At 70.7% G+C, this 20,434-nt stretch carries 19 protein-coding genes and 1 tRNA gene; 10 read left to right on the plus strand and 10 right to left on the minus strand.

What is annotated here, in order from left to right:
- The first annotated feature begins 107 nt into the window (after positions 1-107).
- Together ABH927_RS25855 and ABH927_RS25860 are read left to right on the plus strand one after the other, a co-directional pair.
- Positions 108-617, plus strand: a complete 510-nt coding sequence (locus ABH927_RS25855) for an ATP-binding protein (protein ID WP_370025636.1) — start codon at positions 108-110, stop codon at positions 615-617.
- A gap of 355 nt (positions 618-972) precedes the next feature.
- Positions 973-3,372: a helicase-associated domain-containing protein gene (locus ABH927_RS25860; protein ID WP_370025638.1), complete on the plus strand. Its 2,400-nt coding sequence runs from the start codon at positions 973-975 to the stop codon at positions 3,370-3,372.
- Positions 3,373-3,550: 178 nt separating this feature from the next.
- Here ABH927_RS25860 and ABH927_RS25865 read toward each other — a convergent pair whose 3' ends face one another.
- A complete protein-coding gene (locus tag ABH927_RS25865) occupies positions 3,551-4,882 on the minus strand; it encodes an ArgE/DapE family deacylase (RefSeq protein ID WP_370025640.1) in 1,332 nt (443 codons plus the stop codon).
- 77 nt (positions 4,883-4,959) lie between these two features.
- Here ABH927_RS25865 and ABH927_RS25870 point away from each other — a divergent pair, with 77 nt between their 5' ends.
- On the plus strand, positions 4,960-6,075 hold the full coding sequence (locus ABH927_RS25870) for an endonuclease/exonuclease/phosphatase family protein (protein WP_370025642.1): 1,116 nt from the start codon (positions 4,960-4,962) through the stop codon (positions 6,073-6,075).
- Here ABH927_RS25870 and ABH927_RS25875 read toward each other — a convergent pair.
- The gene (locus tag ABH927_RS25875) at positions 6,068-6,283 is read right to left on the minus strand and encodes a DUF1349 domain-containing protein (protein ID WP_370025699.1); all 216 of its coding nucleotides are present in this window, start codon (positions 6,281-6,283) and stop codon (positions 6,068-6,070) included. The two genes, ABH927_RS25870 and ABH927_RS25875, sit on opposite strands and share 8 nt — an antisense overlap.
- 345 nt (positions 6,284-6,628) lie before the next feature.
- Between ABH927_RS25875 and ABH927_RS25880 the strand changes: the two genes are divergently transcribed.
- Together ABH927_RS25880 and ABH927_RS25885 are read left to right on the plus strand one after the other, a co-directional pair.
- Entirely contained in the window at positions 6,629-7,186 is a 558-nt protein-coding gene (locus tag ABH927_RS25880; protein ID WP_370025644.1) for a hypothetical protein, read from the plus strand.
- 49 nt (positions 7,187-7,235) lie between these two features.
- The gene (locus tag ABH927_RS25885; protein WP_370025646.1) at positions 7,236-7,556 is read left to right on the plus strand and encodes a co-chaperone GroES; all 321 of its coding nucleotides are present in this window, start codon (positions 7,236-7,238) and stop codon (positions 7,554-7,556) included.
- Positions 7,557-7,613: 57 nt separating this feature from the next.
- Here ABH927_RS25885 and ABH927_RS25890 read toward each other — a convergent pair whose 3' ends face one another.
- Positions 7,614-8,618 (minus strand): hypothetical protein, encoded by a 1,005-nt coding sequence (locus ABH927_RS25890; RefSeq protein ID WP_370025648.1) that lies wholly within the window; start codon positions 8,616-8,618, stop codon positions 7,614-7,616.
- A gap of 45 nt (positions 8,619-8,663) precedes the next feature.
- On the opposite strand from ABH927_RS25890, the gene ABH927_RS25895 reads away from it, so the two are divergent.
- The gene (locus ABH927_RS25895) at positions 8,664-9,854 is read left to right on the plus strand and encodes a M20 family metallopeptidase (RefSeq protein ID WP_370025649.1); all 1,191 of its coding nucleotides are present in this window, start codon (positions 8,664-8,666) and stop codon (positions 9,852-9,854) included.
- 47 nt (positions 9,855-9,901) lie between these two features.
- On the opposite strand, the gene ABH927_RS25900 is transcribed toward ABH927_RS25895, so the two are convergent.
- The 3 genes from ABH927_RS25900 to pta are packed head-to-tail and all read right to left on the minus strand — an operon-like array spanning position 9,902 to position 13,729.
- Complete coding sequence (locus ABH927_RS25900; RefSeq protein WP_370025651.1) at positions 9,902-10,327, minus strand: TIGR02611 family protein; 426 nt, start codon at positions 10,325-10,327, stop codon at positions 9,902-9,904.
- A gap of 37 nt (positions 10,328-10,364) precedes the next feature.
- Positions 10,365-11,666 (minus strand): acetate/propionate family kinase, encoded by a 1,302-nt coding sequence (locus ABH927_RS25905; RefSeq protein WP_370025653.1) that lies wholly within the window; start codon positions 11,664-11,666, stop codon positions 10,365-10,367.
- Entirely contained in the window at positions 11,663-13,729 is a 2,067-nt protein-coding gene (gene pta / locus ABH927_RS25910) for a phosphate acetyltransferase (RefSeq protein ID WP_370025655.1), read from the minus strand. The genes ABH927_RS25905 and pta overlap by 4 nt, the downstream gene beginning before the upstream one ends.
- Positions 13,730-13,855: 126 nt before the next feature.
- Between pta and ABH927_RS25915 the strand changes: the two genes are divergently transcribed.
- On the plus strand, positions 13,856-14,683 hold the full coding sequence (locus ABH927_RS25915; protein ID WP_370025657.1) for a patatin-like phospholipase family protein: 828 nt from the start codon (positions 13,856-13,858) through the stop codon (positions 14,681-14,683).
- A 104-nt stretch (positions 14,684-14,787) separates the two neighbouring features.
- Here the strand turns inward: ABH927_RS25915 and ABH927_RS25920 are convergent, their stop codons facing one another.
- The gene (locus ABH927_RS25920; RefSeq protein WP_370025659.1) at positions 14,788-14,985 is read right to left on the minus strand and encodes a DUF2795 domain-containing protein; all 198 of its coding nucleotides are present in this window, start codon (positions 14,983-14,985) and stop codon (positions 14,788-14,790) included.
- A 163-nt stretch (positions 14,986-15,148) separates the two neighbouring features.
- On the opposite strand from ABH927_RS25920, the gene ABH927_RS25925 reads away from it, so the two are divergent.
- Together ABH927_RS25925 and ABH927_RS25930 are read left to right on the plus strand one after the other, a co-directional pair.
- Positions 15,149-16,822 carry a sodium:solute symporter family protein gene (locus ABH927_RS25925; protein ID WP_370025661.1) on the plus strand — a complete coding sequence of 558 codons (1,674 nt, stop codon included), beginning with the start codon at positions 15,149-15,151 and terminating at the stop codon, positions 16,820-16,822.
- 9 nt (positions 16,823-16,831) lie between these two features.
- Positions 16,832-17,077 carry a hypothetical protein gene (locus ABH927_RS25930; RefSeq protein ID WP_370025663.1) on the plus strand — a complete coding sequence of 82 codons (246 nt, stop codon included), beginning with the start codon at positions 16,832-16,834 and terminating at the stop codon, positions 17,075-17,077.
- A 62-nt stretch (positions 17,078-17,139) separates the two neighbouring features.
- Here the strand turns inward: ABH927_RS25930 and ABH927_RS25935 are convergent, their stop codons facing one another.
- Positions 17,140-18,282 (minus strand): substrate-binding domain-containing protein, encoded by a 1,143-nt coding sequence (locus ABH927_RS25935; protein WP_370025665.1) that lies wholly within the window; start codon positions 18,280-18,282, stop codon positions 17,140-17,142.
- 370 nt (positions 18,283-18,652) lie between these two features.
- On the opposite strand from ABH927_RS25935, the gene ABH927_RS25940 reads away from it, so the two are divergent.
- Positions 18,653-18,726, plus strand: a tRNA-Ile gene (locus ABH927_RS25940).
- Positions 18,727-18,998: 272 nt separating this feature from the next.
- On the opposite strand, the gene ABH927_RS25945 is transcribed toward ABH927_RS25940, so the two are convergent.
- Both ABH927_RS25945 and ABH927_RS25950 read right to left on the minus strand, forming a co-directional pair.
- A complete protein-coding gene (locus ABH927_RS25945) occupies positions 18,999-19,226 on the minus strand; it encodes a hypothetical protein (RefSeq protein WP_370025667.1) in 228 nt (75 codons plus the stop codon).
- A 107-nt stretch (positions 19,227-19,333) separates the two neighbouring features.
- The gene (locus tag ABH927_RS25950; protein WP_370025668.1) at positions 19,334-20,434 is read right to left on the minus strand and encodes an integrase core domain-containing protein; all 1,101 of its coding nucleotides are present in this window, start codon (positions 20,432-20,434) and stop codon (positions 19,334-19,336) included.

Raw genomic sequence — 20,434 nt, forward strand, 5'->3', positions numbered from 1 at the left:
CCCCTTTCGTCCCGGGATTGTGTCGGGGTAACCGTAGCGGTTGCACCAACCCCGTGCACGTGCATTCGCTCTTGCACATGCACAGGAGTGTCCACCATCATGATCTCGTGCAGTCCACGAACCTGACTCGTGGCCAGAACCAGTGGTCGGCGCTCGATTGGTGGCCCCCAATCGGCTGGTGGCCGGAGCCCGCACGTGATCTCCTCGATCCCGGATCGGTCACCGCCAGCGCGACCTTCGTCCTCCTCCCCAAGGCGGAATCCGTGCACTCGGCGCGGAGCTTCGCGGCGGGGACCCTCGCCGGCTGGGACATGACCGACCTGCAGGACGGCATGGAGCTGGTCGTCTCCGAGCTGGCCACCAACGCCCTGCGGCACGGCCTGGTCCTGAGCGCGCCCCGCGCCCGGGAGGTCATCCGGCTGTCACTGATCCGCCGGGGCGCGCTGGTGACCTGCGCGATCACCGACCCCGGATCGGCGGAGCCCGTGCTCCGGGACCCCTCGCCGTTCGAGCCGGGCGGTCTGGGACTGCACATCGTCGAGTCGCTGAGCGTCCGCTGGGGCTGGTGCCCGCTGGCCCCGCAGGGCAAGGCGGTGTGGGCGGTCCTGTCGGGCTGAGCGGCTCTCCGCGCGCCTACGGACGTCTCAGCCCGGCCCGCAGAACCTATCCGATTGGCCACATCTGCCTGTCGCCGCGATGGGTCCATCCGCCGGGGAGCGCTCCCGTGCAGCCCGGAATGCACGGGAGCGCCCTCTGGCCGATGGGGCTATATCACGCGAACCGTCCGCACGGCAGACCAGGATGTGCTGAGATCGAACCGTAATGACCGGACGGCATGCCCGTTTCGCAGCGATCGGCGGAGAATATCGTGATCTCGGGGTTCGTAACGGGGGGCAGTATTCTGGCTCGCGGACCCCGTCAAGAGTGTGATCTGCATTACGGTGGCTTCCTGAGACTCCCGAGAGATCTGTGATGGACGATCACCTAATCGGCTGGCTGACAACTCTCGATGAAGACAGACTCGCCCGCGTCCTGGCCAACCGCCCGGACGCGATCGCCGCGCCGTGGCCCCGGCGGCTCGACGCGCTCGCGCAGCGGCTAGGCAACAGCTTCGCGATCATGGAGGTCATGCGCGGCCTCCCCCTCCCGCCCCTGGAGCTCCTGCAGGCCTGCCTCGTCATCGGCGGCCGCCCGACCGAGGACGAACTCGCCCGCTTCCTCGGCGTGAGCACCTCCGAGGTGATCCCCTGGCTGGACCGCCTCTACGACCACGCGGTCGCCTGGCCCGGCCCCGACGGCAGGATCACGCTCGCCGGAGCCGTCGCCCGCTGGTGGACCGCCCCGTGCGGGCTGGGCGAGCCGCTCGGCGCCTATCTCGACTCCTGGATGCTCAACACCGAGGGGCTGCGGCGGATCTGCCGCACCCTGGACCTGCCCGTCCAGGGCGGGAAGCGCCAGATCACCGCGAAGCTGACAGCGCTGCTCGGCGACACCGAACGGCTCGGCGCGCTCATCCGGGAGGCCCCCGAGGGCACGATGGAGATGCTCGACGGCTTCGCCTGGGACGGCCCGGTCCGCAGCGTGGACGGCAACCGCTTCATCACGCCGGGCACCCCCGAGAAGTGGGCCCTCGACCGCGGGCTGATCTTCCGTACCCAGTGGGACGTCGCGGAGATGCCCCGCGAGGTGGCGCTGGCCCTGCGCGGCCCCGACTACCACGGCGCGTTCACGCCCTATCCCCCCGACCTGGCCATGACCGAGGTGGACCCCGGCGCCGTGGAACACGCGATGTCGCTGGCCGCCCCGCACGTGCTCGACCGGGCCGCCGCGCTGCTGGAGAACGCGGACAAGACGCCGCTGCCGCTGCTCAAGAACGGCGGTGTCGGCGTCCGCGAGGTCAAGCGGGTCGCCAAGGAGACCGGCTGCTCGGAGGAGGAGACCCGGCTGCTCCTGGAGGTCTCCACCGTCGCCCGGTTGATCGCTCTCGACGACGACGCGGGCGGGCTCGTCCCGACCGAACGGTTCGACGCCTGGCGGCTGGAGGACGCCCCGGCCCGGCTCCGCGTGCTGCTGTCGGCCTGGTGGCGGATGGAGCGCGCGTCGCTGCGGCGCGTCCAGGGCCGCTACCCGGCCGTTCTGGGCGACGACCCGGCCGGGGAGACCATCGCCAGGATTCGCCGGGCGGTGATCGGCGCGCTCGCCGAGATCCCGGAGGGCAAGGGCTTCGCGACCCTGCAGGAGCTCGTGCAGTCGGTCCACTGGCGGGCCCCGCTGCTCGACCGGCAGCTTCTCGCCGACTGCACGCCCGGAATCCTCGAAGAGGCCAGGCTGCTGGGCCTCTGCGCGCACGACACGCTGACGGAGCTGGGGCGGGCCCTGTCCGCGCTCGCCTCGGTCGCGGGCGACGAGAGCGACGACACGGTGCCCGAAGTGGAGCACGACCCGGTGCTCGTCAAGTGCTCGACCCGGGCCCTCGCCAGCGCGCAGCGCACGGCGCTGTTCGGCGGCGACCTCACCGCCGTGGTCACCGGGCCGCCGTCGGTCGAGCTGGCGTCTCTGCTCGACCGCGCCGCCGACCGGGAGTCGCAGGGAGCGGCCTCCGTGTGGCGGTTCAGCGCGGCGAGCGTACGGCGGGCACTGGACGGCGGGGAGACCGCCGACTCCCTGCTCGCCGCCCTGGCCGAGGTGGGCACGCTTCCGCAGCCCCTGACGTACCTCATCCGCGACGCGGCACGGCGGCACGGCGAGGTCACCGTGTCCGCCGTCGGCTGCATCATCCAGGGCTCCGATCCCGCGCTGCTGGCCGAGATCGCCGCGCACCGGCGGCTCGCCAAGCTCGGGCTCCGGCTGCTGGCCCCGACCGTGCTCGCCAGCGCGGCGCAGGCCACGCCCACGCTGGCGGCCCTGCGCGAGGCGGGCTACGCCCCGGTGCCGGTCGACGACACCGGCGAGATCACGATCCGCCGGGAGCCGAGCTCCGGGCGGCTGATCCTTCTTCCCGGCGGACGCGTCGCCGAGCTCGACCCGCCCGCCACTCTGGTGGAGCCGCCCCCCGACCCAAGGGAGCACGCCAAGCGGCTGCTCGTCAGCGCGGGGTCCGGGCGCTCCGGCGAGAAGGGGCAGACCACCCAGACCGTGCAGACCTGGGCCGTCATCGGCCGGATGGCGACCCGGCTGCCGACAGCGCAGCAGTCGCTGCTCGGCTTCGTCGTGGACCGCGACGTCCGAGCGCTGATCACGCTCTCCGACGGCGTCACGGCGACGGTCAGCCACGGGGAACTGCGCAGCGGCGTCCTCGACGCCTGGTGCGAGGAGGCCGGCGACTACCTGGAGTTCCCGCTCAACGAGATCGCCTCCGTCACGAGCATGTAGACAGCTTCTCGCCCCCGCGGCGAGGCCGAAGTCGCAGGTTGCCGGGAGTGTTGTCGGGAGCATCGAGCAGTGCCGCTCGCTCCGTCGAGACCCAGAACGCCCAGATTGATGTCCGAGCGTTTGAGACGCGGGGGTCAGAAGGCGGTTCCTCCCGGGCGTAAAACGCCCGGGTTCCTCGTTAGACGGCGCTGTATCCGCTCTGCCGGACATCCACGAGGGCGTCCACCAGTACTCCACAGCGGCGGAGCACCAGGAGGGCGAGGGCCCGCGTCACGTCGCGTAGCTCGCGCAGATCGACCTGCTCGCGCGGCGCGTGGGCGAAGCGGACGTCACCCGGGCCGTAGTGCAGCGCCGGCACGCCTCCCGCCGCGTAGAGCCGCAGGTCGCTCCCGTACGGCGCGGCCGTCGTGCCGGGGTCGCCGCCCGTGACGTCGGCCACCGCCCGGGCCATCTCGCCGAGCAGTGGATGGCCTTCGGGGAGGCGGCCGCTGGCGAACTGCCCGCCCGGCCAGGTGACCGCCACCGGGTTGCGCCGCAGCCACGGATCGTCCAGTTCGGCGAGCGCGCCTTCGAGAGCGGCCCGCGCGTCGGCCGGGTCCTCGTCGAGCCGGACTCCCATGCGCCCCTCCGCCACGAGGAGGTCCGGGACGCTGCTCGCCCAGTCGCCCGCCCGCACCGTGCCGACCTCGATCGGGTACGGCAGGGCGTTCCCGGCGAAGAGCGGGTCCACGTCGCGGTTGCGCTCGCGCTCCAGCCGTCGGAGGGCCTGGAAGACCGGCCAGAACGCCTCGATCGCGTTGACACCCTCGTATCGGGTGGCGCCGTGGGCGGCCCTTCCGGCGACCTCCAGGCGGAAGGTGAGCGCCCCGGCGTTAGCGGTGATGATCTTCCCGCTGGTCGGCTCGGTGATCACCGCCGCCTCGCCCGTGTGCCCTCGGGCCAGCGTGGCGAACGCGCCGAGCCCGCCGTCCTCCTCGCTCACCACGCAGTGCAGGGCAAGCGGCCGGGCGAGCCGTACACCTGCCTGGCGCAGCGCGCGCACGACGGCGAGGTTGGCCGCGAGACCGGCCTTCATGTCGCACGCGCCACGCCCGTGCAGGGTCGTGCCGGTAAGGCGGGCGCCGAACGGGTCCTGTCCCTCCCACTTGGCCAGGTCTCCGGTCGGCACGACGTCCACATGTCCCTGGAGGATCAGCGCGGGCTCCCCGTCGCCCTCGGTGGTGCCCACGACGCCATAGCCCTCGGACCGGTCCGCCTCAGTGCCGGGGAAGCCCTCACCTGAGCGCAGAGCGTCGAGGTCGAGCTTCCACATGTCCACGTCCAGGCCCGACTCGGCCAGCAGGCGGGCGCATCTGTCCTGCAGGTCCGACTCGGCGTCGGTTCCCGTGATGCTGGGCACCCGGACGAGATCGGCGAGCAGACGTACGGTTCCCGCCTCGTCGATCGCATCCAGAACCCGGGCCTCCAGGGTCCGGGCCGCGTTGCTGGTCCTGCCTGTGACGTCGTTCATGCGGCGACTGTATGGGTTTCTAGCGATTCCCGGCAGAAGCGGCCCTTCCCCGAATACGATGCGCGATCATGGCGACGATGAGGAGACCATTGGTGACGGCGGACTCCACGGCGGACTCCACGGCGGACACCCCGGCCGACGCCCCGGCGGTCGCCGTGCCGGGCGCCACGGAGGCCTCGCGGGCGGAGCGTCCGAGACGGCGGCGCTGGATGAGCGTGGTGGCCTGGCTCGTCGTCCTTCCATTCGCGGTCTGGGCCGCGCTGCGCCTCGTCCCCGGGGATGTGCACTTCCGGTGGGTGCAACTCGTGGCGTTCACGCCCTACGTCGCTCTGGCCTCGCCCGCCCCCGTGCTCGTGGCCCTGGTCTCGCGGCGCTGGGCCGCGCTGGCCGCGAGCCTGGCGGTGGCCGCGGTGTTCGCCGCCTGCGTCCTCCCGCGCGTGCTCCCGGACGGCGACTCCGGCGCGGACGAGCCCCCCGGCGCGAACGGGGCTGGAGGCACAGGACGCACGGCGCTGCGGGTGGTCGCCTCCAACCTGCGGTACGGCGGCGCCTCCCCGGCGGCTGTGATCGACCTCGTCCGCACCTTCCACGCCGACGTCCTCACCCTGCAGGAGCTGACCCCTCAGGCGGTGACGAAGCTGGAGGAGGCCGGTCTGACGCGGCTCCTGCCGTACAAGGTGGACCGCTCGCGGCCCGGCGCGGCCGGATCGGGGATCTACGCGCGCTTCCCAGTGACGCCGGAGCAGGCCATCGACCTCGGCCGGTTCGGTCAGGCGCGGGCCATCGTGGACGTGCCCGGCGCGGGGCCGGTGGACGTGGTCTCCGTACACCCGTGCGCTCCCCGCATCCCGGAGCGGCAGCGATGCTGGGCCGACGGCCTCGCCGCGCTCCCGCCGCCCGGCGGGGCCGTACGGATCCTGGCGGGGGACTTCAACGCCACGCTCGACCACGCACGGGTCCGCCGCCTGCTCGGTCTGGGCTACCGCGACGCCGCCGACGCGACGGGCGCCGGCCTCTCGACCACGTGGCCGTACATGCCGTGGAGCATCGATGGCCACGGCATCCCACCGGTCACGCTCGACCACGTCCTGGTGGGGCCGGGCGTGACCGTCCGGTCCTTCGGTGTCCGCCAGGTGCCCGCGACCGACCACAAGGCGGTCTACGCGGAGCTGGCCCTGCCGCGCGTCAGGTGACGGCGAGGCGGCTGAAGCGGGTCTCGAAGCCCTCGCCGGTCGGGGCCGCGCACATCGCGCCGGCGAACGCGGCGGCGTGCGGCGGGAAGTAGGCGAGCCTCAGCATGGTCACCGGCTCGGCGCCGTCGAGACCGTACCGGACCGTGACGGCGTCCCCGGCGCGTTCGAGGGCGATGGTGGGCGATGGTGATCGACGCCGGCGTGCCAGTCGCGGGGCTCATTGATCCAGCTCCAGCCGTCGAATGCCGTCCGCTGATCCTTCCATAGCCGAGGATCTACCTTGGCTTTGTCATGGTTTGTCCTATTTACTCTCCCTTTCCCTATACTCGTCACTCACGTCACCTCCCTCGTAACAAAAGCCCCATATCGCAAAGCCGTCATCTTCCGCACCCCCTGGAAGCGGACTGTCCCCGGCACCGGACCCCATCCCGGCAGTCCCCCGTGCCGGGCCGTTCCGTCGTGCCCCGGATCAGGCACCGCGCAGTGTCCCGCCAGGCCGGGAGACCGTGCGCGACGGCGGCTCCCCGTTTGCGATCGACGCGAAAGGAACCACATGCACAAGCGAGCCCGTCAGGCGATGGTCGCGGTCGTCACCGGCATCACGCTGGTCGTGGGAGCGTCAACAGCGGCCGAGGCCACGCCCCTGCAGGCTCCTCAGTCCCCCACTGTGATCAACCGGCCCATCGACGTGCCGACGATCACCCCGCCTGTCGAGACGCCTCCCGCGCCTCCGGTCGCGACCCCCGCCGCCCCCGCCCTTCCGTCAGGGAAGTGCACCGCCACCTCGTTCTGGGACGCCCAGACGGCCTCCGGCAGCCCGATGCGGTACCAGACCATCGCGAGCCCCTACTGGCCGCTCGGCACGACCGTGAAGATCACCTATCAGGGCAGGAGCGCGATCGGTGTGGTCGAGGACTTCGGCCCGGCCGAGTGGGCCGTCGCCCAGCACGACATCCCGGCGATCGTGGACCTCTCCGAGGAGATGATGGCCGACCTCTCCGGCGTCAGGTCCAACACCGTCCACGTCACCTTCCAGGTCCTCAAGTGGGGCACGGGCGGCGTCTACCGCCGCTTCGGCACCGGCCACGACCTCGCCATGGGCCAGGGCTGACCTTCCCGCCCGGGATGGCGCTGCTCCCGCCGGCGCGTAAACTGCCACCGTGGCTGACCCGAAATTCGAGATCCAGATGCTCCACGACCGCGTCATGGTCAAGGTCGAGCAGGAGACCGAGGAACGGCGCAGCAGCGCGGGCATCGTCATCCCGGCCACCGTCAAGATGGCCAACCGGCTCGTCTGGGGCGAGGTCTGCGGCGCCGGCGCGAACGTCCGCGCCGTCAAGACCGGCGACAAGGTCCTGTTCAACCCCGAGGAGCAGTACGAGGTGGAGGTCCAGGGCCAGATCTACCTCGTGATGCGCGAGCGCGACCTGCACGCCGTCGCCACCCAGCAGACCGACCACGGCACCGGCCTCTACCTCTAGCTACGGGGCCTCTACCTCTGGCTGACGGCCCTCGACCTCTTGCTGAAGGGCCTCCTGCTATCTGCGGGTGTAGCTGAGGTAGACGCGGTCCTTCTTCCAGGCCGTCGCGCTGATGTCGGCCAGGACCCGGGTGACCTTTCCCCTGAAATCGATCAGGACGGACTGGAATCGGCCGCCATTCTTCCGCACGGCGATGAGGTGCGTGTCGTCCCACCACCCCCACACCTGCTCGGCGGCGAAGTAGATCTGGCGCACCTTGTCCCCGGAGCCGGCGTCCCACAGGCAGATGTCGGCGCTGACCTTCTCCGGGCACCAGGTCGCGAGGCGCTTGCCGGACGGTGAGAACGCGTCCTCGCCGCCGACCGTCCAGCCCACTCCGCCGAAGGTGCTCGTCTGGTTGCCGTCGGTGTCGTAGAAGACCACGTCATCGCCCTTGTCGGCGATCACGGAGCCGTCCGGGGCCCACTGGAACACGGTGTCCTTGTCGAGATTCGCGAGGTCCACGCCGTGCGCCCGCCCGGCCTCGACGTCGACCGTGACGAAGCCCGTGGGGACCCACTTCTTCTTGACCTTCTTCTTCACGGTGAGCAGCACCGCGCGGCCGTCCCTGGACCACAGGCCGTATTCGGCGATGAAAGGAGCCTTCACGGTCGTGATCGAGACCTTCTTGCCGGAGGCGAGGTTCACGATGTCGACGGAGTCGTGGCCCTTTACGTAGTTGGTGGGGACGCCCAGGGCCCGGTGTCCCTTGGGCGCCACCGTGAACTCCCAGTAGCCCGGTTTGCGGACGAACCGGCTGCCGCTGCGAGCGTAGCTCCCGTTCTTGCGGTCCACGCTGAACGCGCTGACCCACGCCCGGTCGCCGGAGCGCTCGTGCAGCGTCACGCCGGTCCCGGGCAGACGCACATCCCGCCCGCTCTCGGCGGCGGCCGGCGTTGCGGCAGCAGCGGTGGCGGCGGTGGCGGTGATTGTGCTGGTGGTGATGGTCGCGGCCATCAGCGACAGGCCGGTGAGGACGGCGGCCGGTCCTCGGGAGGAGCGCGTCACGTTTTCCAGGATCACGGCGGCATCCTAGGGTAAGGCACCCCCTGTGGATTGGAATTAGTCATGACTTTTCAGGATGAGCTGGTCGAGCTGCGCCGTGCCCTGCACCGCGAGCCCGAGGTGGGTCTGCACCTCCCCCGCACGCAGGAGAAGGTGCTGGAGGCGCTCGGCGGCCTTCCTCTGGAGATCACCACAGGTGAGCGGCTGTCGTCCGTGACCGCCGTGCTGCGCGGGTCACGCCCTGTGTCGCGGCGGGGCCCGACGGTCCTGCTGCGGGCCGACATGGACGCCCTGCCGGTGCATGAGAAGGCCGACGTGCCGTACCGCTCGGTCGTCGACGGCCGGATGCACGCCTGCGGCCACGACCTGCACATGTCGATGCTGGCGGGGGCCGCCCGCCTGCTGGCCGACCGGCGCGCCGAGCTGGCCGGAGACGTGGTGTTCATGTTCCAGCCCGGCGAGGAGGGCCAGGAGGGCGCCAAGATCATGATTGACGAGGGAGTGCTGGACGCCTCCGGGTCCAGGCCCGTCGCGGCGTACGGCATGCACGTCTTCTCCACGACGATCCCGCGCGGCCTGTTCCTCACCAGGAGCGGCCCGGTGCTGGCGGCGGCTGACACGCTCATGGTCACCGTTCGCGGCAGAGGCGGGCATGGATCCTCTCCGCACCGGGCCCTCGACCCGATCCCGGCCGCCTGTGAGATCGTCACCGCGCTCCAGACGCACGTGACGCGGACGTTCGACGTCTTCGACCCGGTCGTCGTGACCGTGGGCAGCTTCCACGCGGGCACGACCGACAACGTCATCCCCGACGAGGCGCGTTTCGAGGCCACCATCCGCACCTTCTCGGCCCAGTCGCGCGACCGCGTCAGAGACGGCGCCGTACGGCTGGCGCGCGGCATCGGCGAGGCCCACGGGCTGACCGTGGAGTGCGAGTTCGGCATCGGCTACCCGGTGACGGTGAACGACCGGGCCGAGGCCGACTTCGCGGCGCAGACCGTGCGGGAGGCGCTGGGCGAGGAAAGGTTCTTCCCGATGCCCCACCCGGCGACCGGCTCGGAGGACTTCTCGTTCGTCCTGGAGGAGGTGCCGGGGGCCTTCCTGGTCGTCGGCGCGTGCCCGGCCGGCCAGGATCTGGCGGCGGCCCCGTCCAACCACTCCGCGGGCGCGGTCTTCGACGACGAGATCCTCTCGGACGGCGCCACGCTGTTCACCGAGCTGGCCGTGCGCCGCCTGGCGGCCGCCGCGCGCTGACACTCGCGGAGTACGGCTCAGCCGGACAGGTCCGGGCCTCCTGGAACTCAGCCGAGCAGGTCGCGGGCCTCCTGGAGCAGGTCGATGCCGGTCGTCAGCTTGAGCGCCCCCCATACGATGACGGCCGCCAGAGCCAGGGTCAGCGTGCCCGCCACGATGCGGACGGCCCAGTTCTGCCGGATCAGCCAGTCGGTGGTGGCCGTCACCTTGTCCTTGGCGAAGTCGAGCACCCGGGAGGCCCAGGCGAACTCGGTCGCGAGCACGGCGAGGCCCGCGAACACGACCAGCCAGCCAGGGCCGGGGAACGGCACCATGATCAGGCCGCCGATCACCAGGGCGGCTCCGATCACGCCGATGAGGATCTTCAGAGTCAGCCGTCCGCCGGGCCTGGCCCGCACGCGCTCGCGCCAGCCGAGCACCACCGACCACATGCCCTGCTCCCTGTCCGCACGCCTGTCGTCGGCAGTCGCCACGTGCTCACCCCCAGCAACAGGATAGTCAGCGAGCCTCTCAGGCGAGCGGACCGGCCACGCGGGCGGCGGTCTGGCGGGCGATCTCCAGCTCCTCGTCGGTGGGCACGACCAGCACCGTCACCTCGGCGCCGTCGGGCGAGACGACCCGCGGCTCCTTCGAGTGCGCGGCGTTGCGGGCGGGATCGACCTCGATGCCGAGGCGCGACAGCCCGGTGACGGCCAGGGCGCGGGTGCGGTCGTCGTTCTCCCCCACGCCGGCCGTGAAGACGATCGCGTCCACGTGGCCGAGCGCCGCGTAGTAGGCGCCGATGTAGCCGCGAAGGCGGTAGCCGTACACGTCCATGGCCAGCCGGGCGTTCTCGTCGCCGGAGTCGACGAGCTTCCAGACCTCGCGCAGGTCGTTCGCGCCGGACATGCCGAGCAGGCCGCTCCGCTTGTTCAGCGCCTCGTCGATCTCGGCGAGGTCCATCCCGGCGACCCTGTTCAGGTACGCCGGGAGCGCCGGGTCGACGTCTCCCGACCGGGTGCCCATGACGAGGCCCGCGAGCGGGGTCAGGCCCATCGAGGTGTCCACGCTCCGCCCGCCCCGGACGGCCGTGGCGCTCGCCCCGTTGCCGAGGTGCAGCACGATCGTGTTGACCTCGTCGTACGGCCTGCCGAGCAGTTCGGCGGCACGGCGGGAGACGTACGCGGCGGATGTGCCGTGGAAACCGTACCGGCGGACGCCGAGCTTCTCGGTCCACTCGCGGGGGACGGCGTAGGTGCGCGCGTGCGGCGGGATGGTGCCGTGGAAGGCGGTGTCGAAGACCGCGACGTGCGGCAGCCCGGGGAACGCCCGCCGGGCCACCCGGAGGCCCTTCAGGTTGGCCGGGTTGTGCAGCGGCGCAAGGGGTGCGAGCTCCTCGATCGCCCGCTCGACCTCGTCGTCGATCAGCGTGGGCTCGACGAAGCGGCTGCCGCCGTGGACGACCCGGTGGCCGATCGCGCCGACCCCGTCGAGCGGCGGGCCGTACTCGGCGAACGCCGCGAGGACGGCCTTGAGCCCCTCCTCATGGTCGGCGAACCGCCGCTCGACCCGCACGCCGCCGTGGACAAGGACGCTCGTCTCCTCGCCGATCCGCTCGACGAGCCCGCCGTTCTCGCCCGTGCCGGCCGGGCTCGCGGCACCCATGTCGATCAGCCGATACTTGATCGACGACGACCCGCTGTTGAGCACGAGAACCTGCCCGACGCGCCCAGCGTGCCCGGCGTCGCCGTCCCGCCCGAACTGCCCGAACTGCACGAGCTGCCCTGTGTGCCCGGCGTCGCCGTCCTGGCCGGTCATCGCGTCTCCCGTCATCGGGTCTCCCGCTGCTCGCGCGCCTGGGCCTGGATGGCGGTGATCGCCACGGTGTTCACGATGTCGTTGACGGTGGCCCCCCGGGAGAGGTCGTTGACGGGCTTGCGGAGGCCCTGGAGGACCGGCCCGACCGCCACCGCGCCCGCGCTCCGCTGCACGGCCTTGTAGAGGTTGTTGCCGGTGTTGAGGTCGGGGACCACGAAGACCGTGGCCCGCCCGGCGACCGGGCTGTCCGGCATCTTGGTCCTGGCCACGCTGGGCTCGGCCGCCGCGTCGTACTGGATCGGCCCCTCGACCGGCAGGCCGGGCCGCAGCTCGCGGACGAGGGCGGTGGCCGTACGGACCTTGTCGACCTCGGGGCCGGCGCCGGAGTCGCCGGTGGAGTAGGACAGCATCGCGACGCGCGGCTCAACGCCGAACCGGGCGGCGGTGGCGGCCGACGAGATCGCGATGTCGGCGAGCTGCTCGGCCGTGGGGTCCGGGACGATGGCGCAGTCGCCGTAGACCAGCACCCGGTCGGCGAGGCACATGAAGAACACGCTCGACACGATGCCCACGCCCGGCGAGGTCTTGATGATCTCGAAGGACGGGCGGATGGTGTGGGCCGTCGTGTGCGCCGCGCCCGACACCATGCCGTCGGCGAGCCCGAGGTGGACCATCAGCGTGCCGAAGTAGGACACGTCGGTCACGGTGTCACGGGCCTGCTCGACGGTCACGCCCTTGTGGTCGCGGAGCCGCGCGTACTCCTGGGCGAACAGCTCGCGCAGCTCCGCATCGAACGGGCTGACCACCTTCGCGGCGTCGATCGCGAGGCCCATCTCGGCCGCGGCGAACCGGATCTCCGCCTCGTCGCCGAGCAGCGTGAGATCGGCGACGCCCCGGCGGAGCAGGCTGTCGGCCGCGCGCAGGATCCGCGGCTCGGCGCCCTCCGGCAGGACGATGTGGCGGCGGTCGGCGCGGGCCCGCTCCAGCAGGTCGTACTCGAACATCAGCGGCGTCGTCGCGGCGGACTTGGTGACCCGCAGGCGCCGCAGCAGCGCCGCCGTGTCGACGTGCTCCGCGAACAGCCCGAGCGCGGTGTCGATCTTGCCGGTGGCGTCGGGGCTGAAGCGGCCCTCGGCGGCGGACAGCCGGGTCGCCGTGTCGAAAGTGTCGCCGTCGGTCGCGATGATCGGGAGGCCGACGTCCATGCCGTCGATCAGCCGGGACACCGTCTCCGGGAGCGGCATCCCGCCGTTCATGATGATCGCCGACAGGACGGGGAACGTCGGCGCCCGGTGCGCGGCGAGCAGGCCGGGCACCAGGGCGGCGGCCCGGTCGGCGGCGACGATCACGGCCGCCCCCTCGGTGAGCCGGTCGAGGATGTTGGGCAGCGACATCGCCCCCACCATGAGCGCGCCGACCTCCCGGCCGAGCTGGCCCTCGTCGCCACGGAAGAGCGTGCCGTCGCAGGCGGCCATCAGGTCGCTCACCGTCGGCGCGGACAGGCGCGGCACCTCGGGCAGGACGGCGGCGTCCGGGACCCGCGCCGTGACGGCGTCCACCATCTCCGGCGCGACCCGCGTGACCACGACGGCCAGCTCGGTCGCGTGCTTGTCCGCCAGCTCCTTGCCGGACATCTCGACGGCCGCGGCGATGTCGTCGGGCGTGCGGCCGAGCCCGGTGACGACGTTGACGACCGGAGTTCCGAGGTTCGCCGCCAGCCCGGCGTTGAAGGCGAACTCCGTGGGCGCCCCCACGTCGGTGTAGTCGGTGCCGATCACCACCACGGCCTCGCACCGCGCGGCGAGGGCCCGGTAGCTCGCCATGATGTCGCCCGTCGCACGCTCCTCGTCGGCGTGCACGTCCTCGTAGGCGACCCCCACGCACATGTCGTACGGCAGGCTTATCCCGAACCGGGCTCGCGCCGTGTTGACCAGGTTGTCCTCGCGGCCGGCGCGGACCACGGGGCGGAACACGCCCACGCTCCCGACCTGGCGGGACAGCAGCTCGATCATGCCCAGCGCGATGGCGCCCTTGTTGCTCCTGGCGTCGCCGGCCGCGACGTACACCCCGATCGCCATCGTGCGCCACCTTCTCATCGGCCTTCGCTCCGCCCGGCCGGGCTCTCGTGCAGGTTCACGCTACCGGCTGGTACGACCGGTCCGGGGCGGTGTCCCCCGAAGATCCCGTCACACATAATCGGGGATATGACTAGCGCACTCGTGCTCGGCGGCGGCGGAGTGGCCGGGATCGCCTGGGAGGCCGGGATCGTCACGGGGCTTCGCCGGGAGGGCGTCGACCTGGGCACGGCGGACAGCATCGTCGGGACCTCGGCCGGATCCGTGATCGGCACCCTCATCGCGACCGGAGCCGACCTGGAGGCGGCCATCGCCCATCAGGTGGCCGTCGACACCGGCCCGCCGCCGGTGGTCGACCTCGACGGGGTGATGCAGGCGTTCGCCATCCTGTTCGACCCCAGCCTGGAGCCGCAGGAGGCGCGGCGCAGGGTCGGTCAGATGGCCCTCGCCGCGCCCGTCGACCACCAGGCGGCGCGCATCGCCGCCATCGGCGAGCGGCTCCCCATCAAGGAGTGGCCCGACCGTGATCTCCAGATCACCGCCGTGGACGCGGAGACCGGCGAGTTCATCGTCTGGGACAAGGCCTCGGGCGCGCCCATGGTGCTCGCCGTGGCGTCGAGCTGCGCGGTGCCGATGGTCTTCCCTCCGGTCGAGATCGGCGGCAGGCGCTACGTGGACGGCGGGGTCCGCTCCCCCACCAACGCCGACCTGGCCGCCGGGGCCGGCACACTCGTCGTGCTGGAACCTCTGGGTCACCTGTCCCCGCGCGCCACGCTCGAGGCCGAACTGCGCGCCGCCGGGACGCCCCGGAGTCTCCTGATCCAGCCCGACGAGGCGGCGGCCGCCGTGTTCGGCGAGAACGTCCTCGACCCGGCTCTGTGGGGCCCCGCGTACAAGGCCGGGCTGGCTCACGCCGCGGCTCTCGCCGAGCCCGCCAGCGCCGTCTGGACCCCATAGGCCGGTCGGCGGCCGCCCGCGCCCGTCGGCGTAGCCGGTTCGACGTGTTCAGTGTGACGTGTTCAGTTCGCCTCTGTTGGTTCGCCTCTGTTGGTTCGCCTCGGTCAGCTGGCCTCGGTCACGGCCTTGCTCACAGCGTTCGGACCGTCGTACTGCCTGTCCGGGATCTTCTCCAGGGCCTTGACCAGGTCATCGCCGGCGCCGTGATCGCGGGCCGCCTGGACGAGGTCGGACTTGCCGGCGGGGTAATCCACGCCTTTGAGGTGCTTCTGCAGCTCGATCGGGTTGGGTGCGCCAGCCATGACGTTTCCTCCCTGCTTCGCTGTCTGAGTGTTCCTTCCCTCGCCTACCCGCTCGCGCCGGCGCCACTCAGGGCCGCCTCCCACCGGGCTGGGGCTTCGTCACAATTGGGTATAGAGCCTTCGCCCTGGTGAGAGGTGACCTCGGGAGGGTAGCGGGCGTCACGTGGCTGATCCCCTCTTGCTCGCCGCACAGGATCTGCGGCTCAACGTCAACGCGCTCGACTACCTGATCCTCGCGCTGTACTTCCTGGTGGTGCTCGGCATCGGCTTCGCCGCGCGCCGTGCCGTACGGACGAGCCTGGACTTCTTCCTCTCCGGCCGGTCCCTCCCGGCGTGGATCACCGGACTGGCGTTCATGTCGGCCAACCTCGGCGCCATCGAGATCCTGGGCATGGCCGCCAACGGCGCGCAGTACGGCCTGATGACCGTGCACTACTACTGGATCGGCGCCGTCCCCGCGATGGTGTTCCTCGGCATCGTGATGATGCCGTTCTACTACCGCTCGAAGGTGCACAGCGTCCCCGAGTTCCTCCGCAGGCGGTTCAACGGGGCGACCCAGCTCTTCAACGCGGCCACCTTCGCGATCGCGCAGATCCTCATCGCCGGCATCAACCTGTACGCCCTGGCGCTCGTCATGGAGGCGCTGCTGGGCTGGCCGCTCTGGCTGTCGATCGTCGTCTCGGCCGCGATCGTGCTGGGCTACATCACGCTCGGCGGGCTGTCCTCGGCGATCTACAACGAGGTCATGCAGTTCTTCGTCATCGTCGCCGGGCTCGTCCCGATCGTGGTCCTGGGCCTCATCAGGGTGGGCGGCTTCTCCGGTCTCGGCGAGAAGGTGCGGCAGAGCGTGCTCGGCGACGGCGGGTTGCACACCTGGGCCCAGGCGGGCGGCGCGGACAACCCCCTCGGCTCGAACTGGATCGGCATCGTGTTCGGCCTGGGCTTCGTGCTCTCCTTCGGCTACTGGACGACCAACTTCGCCGAGGTCCAGCGGGCGCTGTCGGCGCGCAACACCAACGCCGCCCGGCTCACCCCGATCGTGGCGGCGTACCCCAAGCTGGTGATCCCCGCCGTCACCGTGATCCCCGGCCTGGTCGCGCTCGTGCTGTTCAACAATCTCGGCAAGGACGGCGGACCGGCGTACAACGACGCGATCCCCCTGCTGATGGACGAGTTCCTGCCGAACGGCGTGCTCGGCATCGCGGTGACCGGCCTGCTCGCGTCCTTCATGGCGGGCATGGCGGCCAACATCAGCGGCTTCAACACGGTCTTCACCTATGACATCTGGAAGTCCCACATCCAGGGCGACCGCCCGGACGAGTGGTACGTGAGGCTGGGCCGCCTCGCGACCGTCGGCGGCGTGATCGGCGGCATCGGCACCGCGTTCATCGCGTCCGGCTTCAGCAACATCATGAACTACCTGCAGTCGCTGTTCTCGTTCTTCAACGCGCCGCTGTTCGCGACGTTCATCCTCGGCCTGTTCTGGCGCCGGATGACGGCGTGGGCGGGCTTCTGGGGCCTGGTCTCCGGTACGGCCGCCGCCTTCGCCACGTACATCCTCTACAAGTCCGGCGTGTTCGACTTCGGCACGGACCTGAACGCCAGCTTCTGGGGCGCCGGCATCGCCTTCGTCGTCGACATCCTCGTGTCGGCCGCCGTCACGCTGGCCACGACACCGAAGCCGGAGAGCGAGCTGCGGGGCCTCGTCTACGGCCTCAGCGACGCCTCCATCAGCGACGACGCGCTCTCGGGCGACACCGCCTGGTATCGCTCCCCGGTCATCCTCGGCGCCGGAGCGGTGGTCCTCGCCGCGGCGTTCTACCTGCCCTTCCTGTAGGAGGTTTCCATGGCCGCGCCCCAACGGCTCTTCGACATCCGCCGCGTCATCGGCGGCCTGTTCCTCGTGTACGGAGTGATCCTCACGGTGACCGGGCTCCTGGACGACTCCCACGCCATCGGCAAGGCGGAGGGGGTCCGCATCAACCTCTGGACCGGGATCGCCATGCTGGTGGTCGGCGGCGCGTTCCTGCTCTGGGAACGCCTCCGCCCCTCCGACGCCCCCGCGCCCTCCACGGAGGAGCCCTCCGAGTGATCTTCTTGGAGCGTCCGGTTCAAGGTGCCCGGTCTTAATGGCCCGGTCTTAAGGGGCCGGTCTTAAGGGGCCCGGCGGCTCGCCGGGCTTCGCCTGCCGTACGCGCCGGCGGGCCGGCCGGGGCTCCGACCAGACGGGTGGACCAGGTCGGCCGCCGTGATGAGGCTGTCTTCGACCACCGTGCCGGCGATGGTGGCGCTCGTGACGAGGACCGGTGGGATGAGCCTCGCCGGGATCGAGACCGTCGTCCCGTTGGCCACGGTGGTCGTGCCGTACACCGTCTTGCCGCAGGCGATGTCGACGGCGAACCGGGCGGCGCTGCGCGCCTCGGAGCCGATCGGCTTGTAGACGGTCATCGTCTGCGTGCCGAGCAGGATCCGCCGGATGGCTGCGAGTTCGGCGTCCTGGCCGGTCAGCGGCGTTCCGGGGCGGACGCCCGAGCGTTCCATGGCCGCGGCGACGCCGCCCGCCATGCCGTCGTCGGCCGAGTAGATGCCGATGACCTTGCCGGGTCCGAGAGCGGCGAAGGCGCTAACGGCCTCGTCCGCGGCCTTGGCGGCGTTCCAACCCGGGATGTCGTACTCCCTGGCGATCGTCACCCGTCCGTCGAGCACCGAATGGGCGCCCTTCTTGAGCTCGGCCGCGCTGGGGTCCTCCGGTGAGCCGTTCAGCATCACGATGGGCCCGCGCCTCGGGTCGCCCCCGGCCCTGATCGCGTCGAGCAGCGCCCGGCCCTGCATCCTCCCGATCTCGACGTTGTCGAACGATGTGTAGGCGTCCACGGGACCGTTGGCCAGCCGGTCGTACGCGACGACCTTGGCCCCGAAGACCTTGGCCTTGGCCACGGAGGGCGCGATCGCCTTGGCGTCCACCGCGTCGAGGATGAGAACCTTCACACCGTCCCCGAGTAACGCGTCGATCTGCCGGCGCTGGGTGGCGTGATCATGATTGGCGTTGTTGTAGACGAGCTCGCATCGGGGGCAGAGCGATGCGACGGCCCGCGTGATCGAGGGCCGGTCGTACTTCTCGTAGCGGGCTGTCGTCTTCTCGGGGAGCAGCAGGCCGATCCGAAAACCTTCGGCGAGGGTGCCCACGGCGCCGTTCGCCGCTCCGGAGTCCTTCCCCACCGTGCCGCACGCGCCGAGGCCCAGCAGGAAAGCGAGGGAGACACCCCTCGCCGCAACGCGAAACCGACGTATCCCCACAGCGAACCTCCCGGTCAACCGCAAGAACCACCAGGCGCTGCCGTACCCGACCGTTTGCGGCATGACGCCCAGGCATACCTCGTGGGGGCTCTGAGGTGGGACGTTCTTGGCCCCGATCACCCAGCCCGATCCCCGGCCGCGACTCCTGGCTAGCCGGAGATCGGGGAGATCGAGGTGATCGCCTTCTTACACGGGTGTCTTGCCGGCGAGACGCCAGCGGCAGCCGGTCCCGAGGCCACAGGGGGCGGATCTCCCTCAGGCTGGGCGTGACCCTTGACCGGCCAGTTGTATGGCGATTCAGAAACGATCTCCCCGCCTCCCGGCCGGCCGATCCACGCACACACTAAGTTGTGAGAGACTCCACCATTGCGGGGCGGTAGCTCAGCCGGTTAGAGCATCGGACTCATAATCCGTGGGTCGTGGGTTCAAGTCCCACCCGCCCTACTCGCACGCATGGCCCCTGACCTGCCATTTCTCGACGATTCGCGATCTCGGGGCGAGCAGAAGACGGCCGATGGTCGCTCGTTGGTTGCTCTTGGGCACGGACCGGGCACGCGGTAGATCGTTTAGACCGCATTCGTCAGGTCAGGTCAAGAAGACGATCAAGAGAAGACCACAACCGAACACCTTTCCGGCATCCACCTTGTGATCCCGCCATACTCGCGGGCAAGAACGCTTCACCCCGCTCGGCCGCCTCTAAACGGAACCTTGCTCCGTCACACCAGGGGACAAATAGTCCGCTGGCTCCTACGCCTGCTCCACCCGCGAGTGTCCACGTAGCCGACAAAGCCGGCCACGCGACGCGGTACGGCTCGGTAGCCGTAGGTCGCCCGGTCGAGGGCGTCGCCGTCCAGCCGTGCGCGCAGGCGGCCCAGGGTGCTGGCCGCGAGCCGCCTGCGATGGTGTGTGGGAAGCCCGATCCGGCCAGGAGGTCTGGGGCGCATCCGGCGGCGTACCTGCCGATCGTGGCCAGGGAGGTCGCCCCGCTCAACACGGCGAGCAGGCATAAGACCAGCAGCAGTGCGCCTGCCGAAAAGTCCATCCACGCAGTTCAAGCAGCATGTGAGTACTCGTGGAGAACCCCGCCGAGCCGATCTCGTCGGCGTATGTTCAGGTCATCGATTCGCTTCGGATCGATGATCGGATCCGGGACGGCGCGTAGTGGAGCAGCTTGGGCCAGAGCTTGATGGGCGCGGTGCTCGTTGTAAAACTGTTCGTACTCGCGCAGGGCGTGCCGCAGGTGGCGTTCGTTCCAGATCAGGCAGCGGTCCAGAAGCTCTCGGCGGCACGACTGCACCCACCGCTCCATGACCGCGTTCATGCGCGGCATCCGGATACCGGTGAGCACGGTCTGGATGCCTGCGTCGGACAGGATCTCGTCCATGAGGGCCGGGAACTTGGCATCGCGGTCTCGGATCAGGTAGCGCGCCCGGCAGCCCGCATCCTCCAGATCCATCACCAGATTCTTGATCGCCTGGATGACCCAGCTCGCGTTCGGGTGCGCGGTGGTACCGAGCACGCGGACGCGCCTGGTGGTGTGCTCGATGACCGCCAGGATGTACTGGCGCTGCCCGTTCAAGGTGATGGTCTCGATGAAATCGCAGGCCAGCAGGCCGTCGGCTTGCGAGCGCAGGAAGTCGGCCCACGTGGTGGACGCCCTCTCAGGTGCCGGTTCAAGCCCGTCCTGCTTGAGGACCTCCCAGACGGTGGACGGGGCGATCTTGATGCCGACTGTAGTGAGCTCGCCGTGCACCCGCCGATATCCCCACGATGGATTTTCACGAACCATTCGCAGGATGAGGACACGGATGGAGCGGACCGTGGGTGGGCGGCCTCCCCTGTTCGGCCGGCAGGTACGGGCATGACGCCGTTTCATCAGATCGCGGTGCCAGCGCAAGACGGTATCCGGTCGGACGAGCAGCCGTACCCGGCGCAGGACCTCACGTGGCAGCGATGTCAGCAGCGCGGCGAGGAAAGCCCGGTCCTCGGGCGCGAACCTCACCCTGGCATCGGCGCCGAGTTGCCGTTCAAGGACGGTGATCTGATGGCGCAGGGCGAGTATCTCGACGTCCTTGTCCCGATCGCCCATGGGTAGCAGCCGCAGCGTAGTGAAGGCGTTTGTAACGGCGAGATAGGCCAGGCGAAGGAGCAC

Source organism: Planotetraspora sp. GP83, from assembly GCF_041262585.1.
GTDB lineage: Bacteria > Actinomycetota > Actinomycetes > Streptosporangiales > Streptosporangiaceae > JAOEGB01.